The sequence below is a fragment of the Pseudomonas sp. TH39(2020) genome (assembly GCF_016650715.1).
Taxonomy (GTDB): Bacteria; Pseudomonadota; Gammaproteobacteria; order Pseudomonadales; family Pseudomonadaceae; genus Aquipseudomonas; species Aquipseudomonas mandelii_C.
In genome coordinates, this window is sequence record NZ_JAEKFF010000008.1 from 532,787 (window position 1) to 547,506 (window position 14,720).

The window sequence follows — 14,720 nt, forward strand, 5'->3', positions numbered from 1 at the left end:
CCTCTGCTCCTTTCACGCCAGCCCTCGTTCCCGATAATCGATCAGGCTGGAGAATATCGCCAGCAGCATGGCCATGACCACGAAGAAGATCAGCACCAGGAAATACGACCCGGTGAACTGCACGATCAGCCCGATCAGGATCGGCACGATCACCCCGGCCATGTTCCCGCAGAAGTTCATGGTGCCGGCCAGTACGCCGGTTTTCGAGGTGCCGCCGAGGATCGACGGAATGCACCAGTACATGCCGCACCACCGAATGAAAAACATCGCCACGCAGAGCAAACCGATCGCTTTGCTGGCCTCGCTCGCATACGCCACCGCCAGCATGCACAGGGCCGCCACGAGCGCCGAACCGCTGAACATGCTGCGCATCACCAGGTTTGGCGAAGCACCGCTGGACTTCCATTTATCCCCCAGATAACCGCCGACCAGCTCGCCGACAAAACCGCACATGAAGATCAGGAACGTCGCCCCGCCCATGCTCGAAATGTTCAGGCCGTGGGTCTGGTGCAGGTAGCTCGGCATCCAGGTCAACAGCCCGTAGAACACGCTGAGAATGCAGCAATAACCGGCGAACATCGCCAGCACCGAACGATCCTTGAGCAGCTCCTTGAGAGCAATGCTGGTGACCGCGCCGGGTTGGCTGACTTTGATATTGCCCTCGGTGATGTGCGCCAGTTCTGCGGCGTTGACGCCGGGGTGTTCGCCGGGATGGTTGCGGATGTATTTCCAGGCCAGCACGCCGGCGAGCATGGTGCCGATGCCGGCAATCACGAAGGCGATGCGCCAGGAGTCGAACCAGCCAATCAGGCCGGCAATGATGATCGCGCCGAAGGCACTGCCCAGCGGTGCGCCACCGTCGACCAGCACTGCGCCGCGCCCGCGTTCGTTAGGCGTCAGCCAGGCGCCGTTGAGCTTGGCCCCGGCCGGCATGATCGGCGACTCGGCAATGCCCAGGCCCATGCGAGTGATCAGCAGCGTGATCCAGTTGTGCGCGCCGGCGGCCAGGGCTTGAAAGGCGCCCCAGGCGACGGTCGCGATGACGATCACACGGCGGGTCTGAAAACGATCCAGCAGCATGCCGCCGGGAATCTGCATCAACGCGTAGGACCAGAAAAACGCACTGAGCATCAAGCCTTCCAGCGCCGGCGGGATCTGGAACTCACTGGAAATCAGCGGCAAGGCCACCGACAGCGAAGCGCGGTCGATGTAGTTGATCGCGGTCAGCAGCAACATGATAAGGAAGATCCGCCAGCGCACGCTGGTGGGGCGCTCGGTTGCAGACGCGGCGGTCAGCCGCAGGGTTTCGGCACTCGGATTTTTCATGAGGGGCGCTCTTTATTGTTGTGGATGCAAGCGGCCCAATGCCTGTCAGTCAAGGTTCTGAACACCGCAATCCCTGTGGGAGCGAGCCTGCTCGCGATAGCGGTGCATCATTCAACAGGGATGTTGGCTGACAGTCCGCTTTCGCGAGCAGGCTCGCTCCCACAGGTTCTGCGTCTTGACTGACTGGCATCAGGCACGCGGCCCCACTCTAATCACGCACCCGACAGCTGAATAATGAGGGGATCTGATGGGGGGATCACCAATCGTCATCCCCCAATCGATCAGAACGTACCGGGGTAACTGCCGCCGTCCAGCAACAGGTTTTGCCCGGTGAGGAAACCGGCGTGGGCGCTGCAGATGAACGCGCAGTAGGCGCCGAACTCGTCGGGCTGGCCGAAACGCTGGGCCGGCACGTGCTGGCGCCGCTGCTCGCTGATGCTCTCGACCGTGGTGCTGTTGGCTTCGGCGGCGGCACTGAGGGTTTTGTGCAGACGCTCAGTCTCGAACGGACCTGGCAGCAGATTGTTGATGGTCACGTTTTTGCCGGCCAGCCGCGACTGACGCGCGAGCCCGGCGATGAAACCGGTCAGCCCGCTACGGGCGCCGTTGGACAGGCCCAGCACATCGATCGGTGCCTTCACCGCCCCAGACGTGATGTTGACGATGCGCCCGAAACCACGCTCGGCCATGCCATCGACGCAGGCCTTGATCAGCTCGATGGGCGTGAGCATGTTGGCGTCCAGCGCCTTCAACCAGTCTTCACGCTGCCAGTCACGGAAGTCACCCGGCGGCGGACCGCCAGCGTTATTGACCAGGATGTCTACCTGCGGACACGCCGCCAACACCTGCTCGCGCACCGCAGGCGTGCTGATATCCCCGGCCACGGTGCGCACTTCGATGCTCGGTGCCAGTTGGCGCAATTGGTCGGCGGCAGCCTGCAGCGTTTCATCGCCGCGAGCGTTGATCACCAGATTGACGCCCTCCTTCGCCAAGGCACGCGCGCAGGCCAGACCCAAGCCCTTGCTGGCGGCGCAGACGATGGCCCAGCGACCCGAAATAGCCAAATCCATGATGGTGCTCCTGTTGGTTCAAAAACCTTACGTTACCACTGCAATAGGACGCATCAGGGGATGACAAACGGTGATCACCGGATCAGACCTTTTCATTATCAGCCGCCTCCCACGCTAATTACTGTCTCCAGACCAATAAGAACCGGAGACACCCATGAACCCGTTTCAGTTTTATTTCCCCACGACCCTGAAAAGCGGTAACGGCCTGGTACGTCAGGCCGGTGCGCTGCTCAAGCCGCATGTTCGAAAAAAACTGCTGGTGGTCACCGACGAAGGGCTGATGGCGTCGGGCGTGATGGAAGGTTTTTTCACCTCGCTGGTCGAGAGTGACATTCACTACGAAGTGTTCTCCGGCGTAGAACCCAACCCCACCACCGACGTGCTGGAGCGCGCCGTGGCGTTCCTGAAAAACCACGACTGCGACTCGGTGATCGGCGTCGGTGGCGGCAGCAGCATCGACACCGCCAAGGGTGTCGCGGCCATGGCCACCAACCCCGGCAACATCCTCGATTACGAGGGCTACGACAAGCTGCTGCACCCTCCTCTGCCGATCTTCGCCATTCCGACCACCTCCGGCACCGGCAGTGAATGCACGGCCTCCACGGTCTTCACCAACACCAAAACCCTGTTCAAGACCGTGATCATCAGCCCGGCGCTGTTTCCGAAACTGGCGATTCTCGACGCCGAGCTGACGCTCAAACTGCCGCCGTCGATCACCGCGGCCACAGGCATGGACGCGCTGACCCACGCCATCGAATCCTACGTATCAAAGCAGGCCAACCCGGTCAGCCAGGCCCTGGCGCTGCAAGCGATCAAGATGATCTGCACCCACCTGCCGAAGGCATTTTTCAGCGGCTCCGACCTGCACGCCCGGGAACAGATGCTGCTCGGTTCGTTCCTCGCCGGCGTCGCGTTCGCTCAATCGAAACTGGGCAACGTGCACGCGATCTCCCACACCTTCGGTGGTGTATTCAACATTCCCCATGGCATCGCCAACGCGACGCTGCTGCCCTACGTCATCGAATACAACCTGGCGGCCTGCCCGGAGCTGTTTCGTGAAATCGCCATCGCCATGGGCGAGAACGTCGATGGCCTGAGCGTTGCCCGCGCCGGGCACAAAGTGGTGGAGCACGTGGTGGCGCTGAACAAGGCCATCGGCATTCCCGACAACATCAAGGACCTGGGCGTGGACCTGGACTACATGCCGCAAATGGTCAGCGACTCGATGCGCAGCGGCAACGTGCTGGTCAATCCACGCCTGACCACCGCCGCCGACATCGAACGAATCATCAGCAACGCCTGGCACGGCACTCATTCCTAAAGAGACGACGCCCATGTTTTACGAAATGCGCACCTACACGATTCAAATCGGAAAAATGCAAACCTACCTCAAGCACTTCGAGGAAACCGGCCTGCCGGTGATCTCCCGCTACACCACGCTGGTGGGCTGGTGGTACACCGAAATCGGTGAGCTGAATCAGGTCATCCACATCTGGGCCTACGAGAGCCTTGATGACCGGATCAAGAAACGCGCGGCGCTGTATCAAGACCCGGACTGGCTCGAAGGCTTCGTGCCGAAGGCGTTCCCGATGCTGGAAAAGATGGAATCCAAATTGCTGATCGCCGCTGATTTCTCCCCCATCAAATAATCCCTGACCTGAAGCCATGCACAGAACCTGCTCGCGAATAGGGACTGTCAGTCAACATTGATGTGTCTGACACACCGCTTTCGCGAGCAGGCTCGCTCCCACAGGGGAACTGTGCAGGTCTGCCAATCCCAAGGACAACCTCATGTGCGACCACAATCCCAATAACACCGCCGCTGACCGTTCTCCCGACATCAAAGCCTTGCTCGAAGGCCTGCCCACCAACTGGGGCAAATGGGGGCCGGACGATGAAGTCGGCGCCCTGAATTACCTGCAAAGCGCGGAAATCCTCCGGGGTATCGCCTCGGTCCGCCAAGGCAAGACCTTTACCCTGCAAGTGCAGATCGGCCATCCCAAAGGCGAACCGTTGTGGCCCGGTCGACGTCCGTCAATGCGCGTCAACGTGCTGGACAGGGGCCATTTCCTGGCCGGCAAGACCCACTTCGACGGCCATGTGGAATACGCCGACGACGTGATCTTCATGCACCTGCAAGGCTCGACCCAATACGACGCGCTGGGCCACGTCTGGCACGACAACAAACTGTGGAATGGCTACGACGCCATGAGCACCATCGGCAGCATGGACAAGGCCAGCATCCTGCCAATTGCCGAACGCGGGATTGTCGGGCGTGCGGTGCTGATCGACATGGCTCGTCATCGCGGCAAAGCGGTGCTGGACAAGGGCGAAACCTTCAATCACCTGGACCTGCTGGCCGCAGCAAAAGCCCAGGGCATCGAGATCCAGAAGCGCGACATCCTGATCATCCGCACAGGCTGGATCGGCTCGTTCTATGAGCGCGAGCCGGAAGAGTTCTACAAGGACTTCGCCGAGCCGGGCCTGACCTTCAGCCGCGAGCTGGTGGAATGGTTTCACCAGATGGAAATCCCCAACCTGGTGACCGACACCATGGCCAACGAAGTGGCGGTCGACCCCACCTCGGGCGTGCTGATCCCGCTGCACAATGCCTTGATGCGCAACCTCGGCGTGACCTTCACCGAAGTGGCGATGCTCGATGATCTGGCCACTGATTGCGCCGAAGACGGCCAGTGGCAGTTCCTCTACACCGCCGCGCCGTTGAAGGTCGTTGGCGGCACGGGTGCACCGGTCAATCCGATCGTGATCAAGTAATCAGGTCCTGCTGCAGTTCGTTGATCAGCAGGGTTGCCGCCGGAGAAAGATCGGCGCCGGCCCGGCTGATCACACCGTAAGGCTCGATCAATGCACGCATCGACACCGGCAGCTTCACCAGCAAGTCGAATTGCTCGCAGAACCTGGCCACTTCCACCGGGATCACGGCCAACAAGGTCGGGTCTTGTTGCACCAATAAAATGGTGGCGAAAATCGACGAGGTTTCCAGCGGATGACGCGGAATCGCCAGCCCTGCCTCATTCAGCTCACGCTCCAGGGTCTGACGCATCGGCATGTCTTTGGGATAGACCACCCAGCGGTAGTCGCTCAACTGCGACAGCTGCAAAGACTCGGCACTGGCCAGTGGATGGTCCTTGCTGGCGACCACCGCCAAGGGTTCTTCACTCAGTTCGATGCAGTCATAAGCGTCCGAGCGCTGGCCGACGCTGGTGCGACAAATCGCCAGATCCAGTCGTCCCTGATCCAGCAACCCGAGCAACGTGGCGCTGGTGTTTTCCACCAGTTCGACCGACAACTCGGGCTGCTTCAGGCGCAACTCGGTCAGGGCCCGGGTCAGCAACGGCACCGCGCCCATGATCACCCCCACCGAGAGCCGCCCGCCCTGGCCTTGCATGATGCTGAGCATTTCCTCGCGCAGGTGCTCGACATCGCTGTAGATCAACCGTGCGTAACGAATCATGCAACGGCCCATTTCGTTGGCCACCAGACCTTTGGGCTGGCGTTCGAACAGCGGCATGCCGAGCAACGATTCGACTTCACCCAACGCCTTGGTGGCGCCGGACTGGGAAATCGAAATCTGCTCGGCGGCCTTGTGCAAGGAGCCGCGATCATCCAGCGCGATCAACAAACGCAGTTGTTTGAGGCGCAAGCGTGCAGCGATGCTGCAAAGGGAAGGAACAACCATATCCGTGTGTTCTCGCATTCAGGAAAAAAAGGCTCAGGCGAAAAACAGACTTTGTAGCAGCTGGCGAAGCCTGCGTTCGGTTCGGGCCGCGTTCGGACGCAGCAGTCGTGAGATCAGGCAATGCGGTGTTTCAGAAAAACCGCGTGCTCAGGTTTTACGACTGCTGCGTCCGAACGCGGCCCGAACCGAACGCAGGCTTCGCCAGCTGCTACAAAGTGTGCGTTACGGCTTCGAACGGTGGCTATCAGTGAATGGCGACCGGGTTGATGTTGACCTGGGTCGAGCCCTTGTACAGCGGCTGCCCCAGCACGAACATGAATTCCCACGCCTTGTCTTTCACCAGCGCTCGGCTGTCGATCAACTCAAGGTTGTAGATGCCGTTCTTGGCCAGCATGAATTGGTTGACCGGGAATTCCTGGCCGTCTTTGGCCGGGTAGATTTCCGAAGCCCAGGTGTCACCGCCGAACGCGACAATCTGTTTGTCCACCAGCCACTTGGCCGCTTCCATGCCGATGCCGGGCTCCACGGCGAGGAATTTCTCATTGTCCTTGCCCAGCAGTTCCAGCCAACCGGTGTTGAACAGCACCACATCGCCCTTCTGAATACTGATGCCTTGCAGGTCCAGTGCCTTCTGAATGTCGGCGACGCTGAACTCGGTTTTCTCCGGCACGATGGCGCTGCCATAAACGGCGGTCATGTCCAGCACTACGCCGCGGGTGACAATGGGCGGGACCTTTTCGATGCCGAGCTTTTTCACCCCTTCCACGGTGACGAAATCGGCGGCGCGGTTGCCGTTGTAGTAGACGTTGTCGATGCCGATGTGGCCGATGCCGTTGAGCTGGGTGCCGACACCGGTCCAGCCCACCACCAGTTCATCGTTGAAGGTGAATTTGTTCGGCCCCATCGTGGTGCCGCCCGCTTCACCCGGCTGGATGTTGGTCAGGTGAAAGCTGCGATGACGGAACGCCGGCAACGTCTTGTCGATGGGCACGGCCAGTGGATAGGTTTTGCCGGTCTTGATCAGTTTCGAGGCGTTGATCACCGACTCGGCGTTCAGCAGATTCAGCGCGCCGATTTCATCGTTGGCGCCGTATTGGGAGGGGTACCATTTTTCAGTGTCTGCGGCCTGGGCGGCGCTGAAGGTGAAGAGCAAGGTGAAGGGCAGTATCAAGCGATTCAGCATGAGGGGGTCCTTTTGGAGTAGCAGTGGACCCAAGGTACGCAGCCCTTCTGTGGGGAAACAGACAGGAATGGGCAATACATTTGTTCTGGATTGTCACGAGTAATGCGAGTGCTGTAGGAGCAAGGCCATCGCGAGCAAGCTTTGCTCCTACAGTGCCTGGCTGCTACCCAGGCTTGTGGTTGTCCAATACCCGATTGACCGCTAACTCACCCAACATGATCATCCGTTGCAGCACCAGCATCGTTTGCCGTCGCGGGCCGTCCGTTACGTCGGCGAGATCGTTGACCATGGCGCTGGCTGATGCCAACGATTCACAGGCCTCGACGAGCAACGTTTCGTCATCCACCGCTGCGTCGATGGTGAAAATGGTGCTGGGTTTGCGGGGCGGTATCTGCGTTTTCGACGCCCCGGGGTTGAGGTAGAAGCTGAGTGCGCGGTCGGCCGCCTCTTTCATTTTCCTGGGGTCAAGATCAAGAAAGGCGTCGTAGGGTAATGGACTGGTATTCGGGGGGTTGGGCGTAACTTTGAACATAGATGAAAACTCCTTGTTGCAAATTTTAAGGAGCCATCACGCTCGCTACCAAACGAGGGTGGCGGCCATGCGCGGATTGGTAGACCGGTGCAACAGGAAAAACCGGCGCTCACTAAGGAGCCCCACGCATGACCACCATATAAAACAGAGTCCCAAAAAAGAGACGTCATAAGGCGTTGCCATACGGCTGTTACAACGGGCTACCAAACCCGATCACTGTTTTGCAGTGACCCGGAAACGATATAGCCCACCCCAAAGCCGCACAAGCCGGCGGATTCTGGCGTACGCGTAGGTAACGACGCAAGACGTTGTAGCCGCTTATGACGTAACACCGAGTGTCTTTAAACAGTCGTCGTTAAACATGTTTATGCACTGCGCCAGATCCGACGCCATCGCGAGCAGGCTCACTCCCACAGGGCCCGGTGTCGACCACAAATCTCGCGAACAACATAAAACCAATGTGGGAGCGAGCCTGCTCGCGAAAGCGGTGTATCAGGCGACAGTATTTTTTGACTGTGCCACCGCCATCGCGAGCAGGCTCACTCCCACAGGGCCCGGTGTCGGCCACAAATCTCGCGAACAACATAAAACCAATGTGGGAGCGAGCCTGCTCGCGAAAGCGGTGTGTCAGGCGACAGTGTTTTTGACTGGGCCACCGCCATCGCGAGCAAGCTCGCTCCCACAGGGTCCGGTGTCGGCCACAAATCTTGCGAACAACATAAAACCAATGTGGGAGCGAGCCTGCTCGCGAAAGCGGTGTGTCAGGCGACAGTGTTTTTGACTGGGCCACCGCCATCGCGAGCAAGCTCGCTCCCACAGGGTCCGGTGTCGGCCACAAATCTTGCGAACAACATAAAACCAATGTGGGAGCGAGCCTGCTCGCGAAAGCGGTGTGTCAGGCGATAGTGTTTTTTGACTGTGCCATCGCCATCGCGAGCAGGCTCGCTCCCACAGGGCCCGGTGTCGGCCACAAATCTCGCAAACAACATAAAACCAATGTGGGAGCGAGCCTGCTCGCGATGACGGTAGCTCATCCAGCATCCATCTAACTGGCCTACCCCATCTCTAGGGTTTTGTGATCGCGATACGCCAGACCTTGTTCCCGACATCATCGGCCACCAACAACGCGCCGCCCTGGTCAAGCGTGACGCCCACCGGACGCCCTTGCGCCTCGCCATCGGCATTGAGAAAACCGGTCAAAAAATCGACCGGCATGCCTGAAGGCTTTCCGTCGGTGAACGGGATGAACACCACCTTATAGCCCGCCTGGGGGTTACGGTTCCAAGAGCCGTGCTCACCGACGAACACGCCATTGGCGAAATGGGCGGGCATGCCTCGGGCATCAGAGAACGTCAGGCCCAAGGGTGCGACGTGCGTGCCCAGCGCGTAGTCCGGCGCGATGGCCTTGGCCACCCTGTCCGGACGCGGCGGCTCGACTCGGGTGTCGACATGAGCACCGTAATAGCTCCACGGCCAGCCGTAGAACGCGCCGTCCTGCACCGACGTCAGGTAATCCGGCACCAGGTCGCTGCCGATTTCATCGCGCTCGTTGACCACGGTCCACAATTGGCTCGAACCGGGCTTCCAGGCCAGTCCGTTGGGGTTGCGCAGGCCGCTGGCAAACAGACGCTTGCTGCCGCTTTTGACGTCTACCTCCCAAATCGCCGCGCGCCCTTCTTCCACATCAAGGCCGTTCTCGCCGACATTGCTGTTGGAACCTATCGTGACGTAAAGCTTGGAGCCCTCGGGGTTGGCGATGACATTCTTGGTCCAGTGGTGATTGATGCCTGCGGGCAGGTCGGTGACTTTTATCGGCGTTGCACTCACCTCGGTTTGCCCCGTGCTGTAAGGCACTTTGACCAGGGCGTCGGCATTGGCAATAAACAGTTCATTGCCCACCAATGCCATGCCAAAAGGCGACGTCAGGCCGGACATGAACACCTTGCGCACCTCCGCGTGGCCATCACCGTCGACATCGCGCAACAAGGTAATGCGATTGGCGCTGGGTGCATCAGCGCCAATACGACCCATCACAAAACCCATGACTGTGCGTTTTGCCCAGGCGATCGGCCCGGTGCCACCGTCAGTAGCCCCTTCCGGCATGGGCGGGTGGTTGCTCTCTGCAACCAGGACATCGCCATTGGGCAGCGTATACACCCAGCGCGGGTGATCGAGGTTCTCGGCCAGCGCGGTCACTTTGAAACCGGCAGGTGCCTTGGGCATGTCATTACCCGCCCAGCCGATCGCTTTGGACACTTTTAACGTAGGGATCAGCGAGGTGGTGGGTTCAGGCAGTTGCGGGGCCGGGCCGACGCTGGCCTGAGACGGCAATTTGGAAGACTCACCACACGCGGCGAGCAGTGCGGCAGTGGTCATCAAGAGCGCAAGTCGGTTGGACACATTCATTGTTCTAACCTCGCAACGGCCATCCGTGGGCCAATTATTGGACAGGCAAAAGCCCGGCGGAGTATCGCGGCGTTGATCCGTTTCCAACACTGCGCCTGGCACAAATCAAATTTGCCTAAAACGCACGAATGCGCGCATTCAAAGCCGGGCACTATCGCAAGCGCCTGTTTCAACCGGTCCCGAGCTCAATCGGATTCAACAACGCCTCCCGTAGCAACCTGGCCGCTGGCGAGTCCGGCACGCCTTTGCGCGAAACCAGTTCATACGGTTCGCTGCGCGAGGTGATGGGCAGCGGCAGCGTGGTGGTGAAACCGTAGCCGGAGCAGAACTTCGCCACGTCGGTCGACACCAACGCGACGAGGGTGGGGTTTTCCTGAAGCAGCGACAAGGTGGCAAACGCCGACGTGGTTTCCAGCAGGTGCACCGGGAAACGCAGGTCGGCTTCGTGAAACTCGCGCTCCAGCAGCAAACGCATCGGCATGTTGGCGCGATAGACCACCCAGCGGTAATCAACGAGGTCCTTCAGCGACAGCTGCCGGGCATAGGCGAACGGATGCTGAGTGCTGGCGATCACCGCCAGGGTTTCTTCGACGAAGGTCGAGCTCTCATACAAGTAGGGCGTGGTGCTGATGGTCGTACGGCAGATCGCAAGGTCGAGGCGCCCGGCGTCAAGCTGGCTGAGCAGTGCGGCGCTGGTGTCTTCGACGATCTCGATGGACAGCTTCGGGTGGTCGGCAATCACCCGGCTGATCGCGGTGGTCAGCAGCGGGACAGCGCCCATGATGGTGCCGACGGACACCCGTCCGCCCTCGCCGCTCATGATGCCGATGATCTCCTCGCGCAGATGCGCGAGGTCGGTCTGGATCAAGCGTGCGTAACGAATGACCGAGCGTCCGGCATCGTTGGGCTCAAGCCCGCGGTTAGTACGGGTGAACAACGAGGTACCGAACGTCGTTTCAATTTCTTGAAGGGCTTTACTGGCGCCGGGCTGGGTCAGCGCGACCTGCTTGGCCGCGCCCAGCAAGGAGCCGTGTTCATCAAGGGCTATCAACAAGCGCAGCTGCTTGATGTGCAGGCGGGACATGATCGAATTGAGTGAGGGCGTCATCAGGGTTAACTAAAAGTTATAGAGGTATCGAAAGTTGTCAGTATCGAGGCTCGCCACGACGGCCCTATAGTCCACCCCACAACCAGGCAATGCAATGGGTTTGACCGAAGAGCGAAAGCCTTCCTGCCGCAGACCGATTGCAACAATAACAATCCTGTATAACTTGTGGTGAATCATGTCCCTCATCAATTACGTCACCAAGATCCAGTTCGGCTACGACAGCCTGCAGCATCTGGCCGCCGAAGCCGAGCGTGCGGGCATTACCCGGCCGCTGATCGTCACCGATATCGGCGTGCGCAATGCCGGCATCGTCGACAAGGTCATCGCGGCCCTTGGCGCCATCCTTCCCCCTTCGATTTTCGACGCCACCCCGTCCAACCCCAACGAACACGCCGTACGTGAAGCCGTGGCGCAATACCACCTCGACGAATGCAACGGCATCATCGCGGTCGGCGGTGGTTCTTCCATCGATCTGGCCAAAGGCGTTGCTGTCTGCGCCACGCACGACGGTCCTCTGCACAGCTTTGCGGTGATCGAAGGCGGGCTGGATCGCATCACCTCCGCCACCGCGCCGTTGATTGCCATTCCCACCACGGCGGGCACCGGCAGTGAAGTCGGCCGAGGCGCCATCCTGATCCTCGACGATGGTCGCAAGGTGGGCGTCATCTCACCTTATGTGGTGCCTCGCGTGGCCATCTGCGACCCCGAACTGACCCTGGGCCTGCCGCCGATGCTGACCGCCGCCACCGGCATGGACGCGATCGCTCATTGCATCGAGACGTTCATGGCGCCGGCCTTCAACCCGGCGGCGGATGGTATCGCCCTCGACGGCCTGTGGCGTGCCTGGGAACACATCGAGCGCGCCACCGCCGAACCCGGTGATCGCGAAGCGCGAATGAACATGATGAGCGCGTCGATGCAGGGCGCACTCGCCTTTCAGAAGGGATTGGGCTGCGTGCACAGCCTGTCCCACGCCTTGGGCGGCATCAATCCGAAGCTGCATCACGGCACCTTGAACGCGATCTTTCTGCCAGCGGTCGTGGACTTCAACGCCAACGCCCCGACCGTTCGCGACGAACGCAAGCTCGAACGCCTGCGACATGCCATGGGCCTTGAGGCCGGCGCGAACATCGGCACGGCCATCGAGGACATGACCCGCCGTCTGGGCCTGCCGACCCGCCTGAGCGAAATCGGCGTCGATGAGAGCCTGTTTGCCGGCATCGTTGAAGGCGCATTGCACGATCACAGCCACAAGACCAACCCCCGCGAAGCATCGTCCGCGGACTACCTGTCGATGCTTGCGCAGTCTTTGTAAACCGCCGCTATCCAACAACAATAAATCAGGAGGCAGCCGCAGCGTCGAACGTGATTCGACGCCAGCGGAACAATCATGAAGCCCACCGTCCTTATCGAACGGCAAGAATCCATTGCCATCGTCACCCTCAGTCACCCGGGGAAAATGAACGCCCTGACCTTGTCCATGTGGCAGGACCTGGGTGATGTCATGACCGAGTTGTCCGCCGACGCCACCGTGCGCTGCGTCGTGTTGCGCGGCGCCGGCGAACAAGCCTTCGCCGCCGGCGCCGATGTCAGCGAGTTTCCGACGGTACGCGCCAACGCAGCACAGGCCCGGGTCTATGCCGACATTACCTCCAGGGCCATGCGTGCAGTCGTGGACTGCCCGCACCCGGTGATCGCGATGATCCATGGCGTGTGTGTCGGCGGCGGCCTGGAAATCGCTGCGCTGTGCGACCTGCGTATCTGCGGCACCTCCAGTCGTTTCGGCGCGCCGGTCGGCAAGCTGGGGTTGGTCATGTCGTATGACGAAATGGCCGGTCTGGTGGCGCTGGCAGGACGCTCGACGACCCTGGAGATTCTTCTCGAAGGCCGCATCCTCGACGCCCATGACGCCTACGTAAAAAACCTCGTGACCCGCGTCGTACCTGATGCCGAGGTCGAGTCCGAAACCCTCGCCACTGCCAAACGCATCGTCAATGGCGCGCCCCTCGTCGCCCGCTGGCATCGCCAGGCCGCACGCCAGCTTGAGGCCGGCGTTGCACCCACCGTCGAGCAGATTGACGCGAGTTACTTCTGCTACGACACCGAAGACTTTCAGATCGGTCTGAACGCTTTCATCGAGAAAGCCAAACCACAATTCAAGGGGAAATAACATGGGACCGCTGACAGGAATGCGCGTGGTAGAACTGGCTCACATCATGTCCGGCCCAGTGTGCGGAATGATGCTGGCCGACATGGGCGCTGACGTGGTGAAAGTCGAGAAAGTCCCGGGCGGTGATGATTCGCGCCGCTTCTCGCCGATCATGGCCAGCGGTGAATCGGCTTCGTTCATGGTGGTGAACCGCAACAAACGCGGCATTGGCCTGAACCTGAAAACAGAGGGCGGGCGCGACGTGTTGCGCCGCCTTTTGATGGACGCCGATGTGGTCACGGAAAACTTCCGTGCCGGCACCATGGAGAAATTCGGCTTGGGCTACGAAACGCTGAAAACCCTCAATCCAGGGTTGATCTACTGCGCGATCTCCGGCTACGGCCGCAGTGGCCCGTTCGGCGAGAAAGGCGGCTTCGACCTGATTGCCCAGGGCATGAGCGGCATGATGAGCATGACCGGTGAAGCCGGGCGCGAGCCGGTCAAGGCCGGTTCGCCAGTCGCTGACATCAACTCCGGCATTCTCGCCGCCCTCGGCATCTGCGCCGCCTACGCTGCCAAGCAGAAAACCGGGCTGGGGCAGATGGTCGACACCTCGCTGTTCGAAGCCGGTCTGCAACAGATGTACTGGCCAGCGGCGGCATATTTCGCCGACGGCACCATCCTGCCGAAGATGGGTTCGGCCAACTCCACCAGCGCGCCGTATCAGGTGTTCCGCACCGCGGATGGCTGGATCAACATTGGTGCCGCCAACCAGGCCAACTACGAACGGCTGGTTGAGGCGCTCGCCGTGCCACAACTCGAAGCCGACCCACGCTTCGCCAGCAACGCGTTGCGCATGGAGCACCGTCTGGCCCTGGTGGAAATCCTCAACGAAGTCCTGGTCGCGCGCACCACGGATGAATGGATGGTGCTGTTCGACAGCCTCGGCCTGCCTGCCGGGCCGGTCCTCGATATCGCGGCGGCGCTGGCTCATCCGCAAACCGAAGCACGCGGCATGGTCGTCGAGACCCAGCACCCGACCGAAGGCCGGGTACGCGGCATGGGCCTGCCGATTCATTTCTCCGACATGGACAACGCCGCGCCACCGACCAGTCGGCACGCCCCGCTGCTCGGTGAACACACCCGCGAAGTGTTGAAAGAAAGCGGCTACGCGGAAGATGAAATCGACGAATTGATTCGAAGCCAGGCCGTCGTGGCACTGGCGTAACGCAAACCTGTGGGAGCG

The 14,720-nt window shown here is 60.5% G+C and carries 13 protein-coding genes; 6 read left to right on the top strand and 7 right to left on the bottom strand.

Annotation, left to right across the window (positions count from 1 at the left end; all coding sequences use genetic code 11):
* Nucleotides 1–12 precede the first annotated feature (12 nt).
* Together JFU47_RS30765 and JFU47_RS30770 are read right to left on the bottom strand one after the other, a co-directional pair.
* Nucleotides 13–1,326 (bottom strand): MFS transporter, encoded by a 1,314-nt coding sequence (locus tag JFU47_RS30765; RefSeq protein ID WP_201188013.1) that lies wholly within the window; start codon nt 1,324–1,326, stop codon nt 13–15.
* A gap of 281 nt (nt 1,327–1,607) precedes the next feature.
* Entirely contained in the window at nt 1,608–2,396 is a 789-nt protein-coding gene (locus tag JFU47_RS30770; protein WP_140683718.1) for an SDR family oxidoreductase, read from the bottom strand.
* 154 nt (nt 2,397–2,550) lie between these two features.
* Between JFU47_RS30770 and JFU47_RS30775 the strand changes: the two genes are divergently transcribed.
* The 3 genes from JFU47_RS30775 (at nt 2,551) to JFU47_RS30785 (ending at nt 5,171) form a co-directional block, all read left to right on the top strand.
* A complete protein-coding gene (locus JFU47_RS30775) occupies nt 2,551–3,717 on the top strand; it encodes an iron-containing alcohol dehydrogenase (protein WP_201188015.1) in 1,167 nt (388 codons plus the stop codon).
* Between the two features lie 13 nt (nt 3,718–3,730).
* Entirely contained in the window at nt 3,731–4,045 is a 315-nt protein-coding gene (locus JFU47_RS30780) for an NIPSNAP family protein (protein WP_046055817.1), read from the top strand.
* Between the two features lie 142 nt (nt 4,046–4,187).
* Nucleotides 4,188–5,171 carry a cyclase family protein gene (locus JFU47_RS30785; protein ID WP_201188017.1) on the top strand — a complete coding sequence of 328 codons (984 nt, stop codon included), beginning with the start codon at nt 4,188–4,190 and terminating at the stop codon, nt 5,169–5,171.
* On the opposite strand, the gene JFU47_RS30790 is transcribed toward JFU47_RS30785, so the two are convergent.
* The 5 genes from JFU47_RS30790 to JFU47_RS30810 all read right to left on the bottom strand — a co-directional run bounded on the left by JFU47_RS30790 (nt 5,164) and on the right by JFU47_RS30810 (nt 11,325).
* Entirely contained in the window at nt 5,164–6,096 is a 933-nt protein-coding gene (locus JFU47_RS30790; RefSeq protein ID WP_201188018.1) for a LysR family transcriptional regulator, read from the bottom strand. The two genes, JFU47_RS30785 and JFU47_RS30790, sit on opposite strands and share 8 nt — an antisense overlap.
* Nucleotides 6,097–6,340: 244 nt before the next feature.
* Entirely contained in the window at nt 6,341–7,279 is a 939-nt protein-coding gene (locus JFU47_RS30795) for a cyclase family protein (RefSeq protein ID WP_140683712.1), read from the bottom strand.
* Between the two features lie 163 nt (nt 7,280–7,442).
* Complete coding sequence (locus JFU47_RS30800) at nt 7,443–7,811, bottom strand: DUF6124 family protein (RefSeq protein ID WP_140683711.1); 369 nt, start codon at nt 7,809–7,811, stop codon at nt 7,443–7,445.
* Between the two features lie 1,065 nt (nt 7,812–8,876).
* Nucleotides 8,877–10,217 carry a PQQ-dependent sugar dehydrogenase gene (locus tag JFU47_RS30805; protein WP_201188020.1) on the bottom strand — a complete coding sequence of 447 codons (1,341 nt, stop codon included), beginning with the start codon at nt 10,215–10,217 and terminating at the stop codon, nt 8,877–8,879.
* Nucleotides 10,218–10,386: 169 nt separating this feature from the next.
* A complete protein-coding gene (locus JFU47_RS30810) occupies nt 10,387–11,325 on the bottom strand; it encodes a LysR family transcriptional regulator (protein ID WP_201188022.1) in 939 nt (312 codons plus the stop codon).
* Between the two features lie 175 nt (nt 11,326–11,500).
* Here JFU47_RS30810 and JFU47_RS30815 point away from each other — a divergent pair, with 175 nt between their 5' ends.
* The 3 genes from JFU47_RS30815 to JFU47_RS30825 all read left to right on the top strand — a co-directional run bounded on the left by JFU47_RS30815 (nt 11,501) and on the right by JFU47_RS30825 (nt 14,702).
* Nucleotides 11,501–12,640, top strand: coding sequence for an iron-containing alcohol dehydrogenase (locus JFU47_RS30815; protein ID WP_201188024.1), 1,140 nt, complete (start codon nt 11,501–11,503; stop codon nt 12,638–12,640).
* Between the two features lie 75 nt (nt 12,641–12,715).
* Nucleotides 12,716–13,495 (top strand): enoyl-CoA hydratase-related protein, encoded by a 780-nt coding sequence (locus tag JFU47_RS30820; protein WP_201188026.1) that lies wholly within the window; start codon nt 12,716–12,718, stop codon nt 13,493–13,495.
* 1 nt (nt 13,496) lies between these two features.
* Nucleotides 13,497–14,702: a CaiB/BaiF CoA transferase family protein gene (locus tag JFU47_RS30825; protein ID WP_140683701.1), complete on the top strand. Its 1,206-nt coding sequence runs from the start codon at nt 13,497–13,499 to the stop codon at nt 14,700–14,702.
* The last annotated feature ends 18 nt before the right edge of the window (nt 14,703–14,720 follow it).

Coding starts and splice junctions, on each gene's coding strand:
- JFU47_RS30785 (WP_201188017.1), top strand. CDS start 4,188: ATGTGCGACCACAATCCCAATAACACCGCCGCTGACCGTTCTCCCGAC.
- JFU47_RS30770 (WP_140683718.1), bottom strand. CDS start 2,396: ATGGATTTGGCTATTTCGGGTCGCTGGGCCATCGTCTGCGCCGCCAGC.
- JFU47_RS30775 (WP_201188015.1), top strand. CDS start 2,551: ATGAACCCGTTTCAGTTTTATTTCCCCACGACCCTGAAAAGCGGTAAC.
- JFU47_RS30810 (WP_201188022.1), bottom strand. CDS start 11,325: ATGACGCCCTCACTCAATTCGATCATGTCCCGCCTGCACATCAAGCAG.
- JFU47_RS30765 (WP_201188013.1), bottom strand. CDS start 1,326: ATGAAAAATCCGAGTGCCGAAACCCTGCGGCTGACCGCCGCGTCTGCA.
- JFU47_RS30800 (WP_140683711.1), bottom strand. CDS start 7,811: ATGTTCAAAGTTACGCCCAACCCCCCGAATACCAGTCCATTACCCTAC.
- JFU47_RS30815 (WP_201188024.1), top strand. CDS start 11,501: ATGTCCCTCATCAATTACGTCACCAAGATCCAGTTCGGCTACGACAGC.
- JFU47_RS30790 (WP_201188018.1), bottom strand. CDS start 6,096: ATGGTTGTTCCTTCCCTTTGCAGCATCGCTGCACGCTTGCGCCTCAAA.
- JFU47_RS30795 (WP_140683712.1), bottom strand. CDS start 7,279: ATGCTGAATCGCTTGATACTGCCCTTCACCTTGCTCTTCACCTTCAGC.
- JFU47_RS30820 (WP_201188026.1), top strand. CDS start 12,716: ATGAAGCCCACCGTCCTTATCGAACGGCAAGAATCCATTGCCATCGTC.
- JFU47_RS30805 (WP_201188020.1), bottom strand. CDS start 10,217: ATGAATGTGTCCAACCGACTTGCGCTCTTGATGACCACTGCCGCACTG.
- JFU47_RS30780 (WP_046055817.1), top strand. CDS start 3,731: ATGTTTTACGAAATGCGCACCTACACGATTCAAATCGGAAAAATGCAA.
- JFU47_RS30825 (WP_140683701.1), top strand. CDS start 13,497: ATGGGACCGCTGACAGGAATGCGCGTGGTAGAACTGGCTCACATCATG.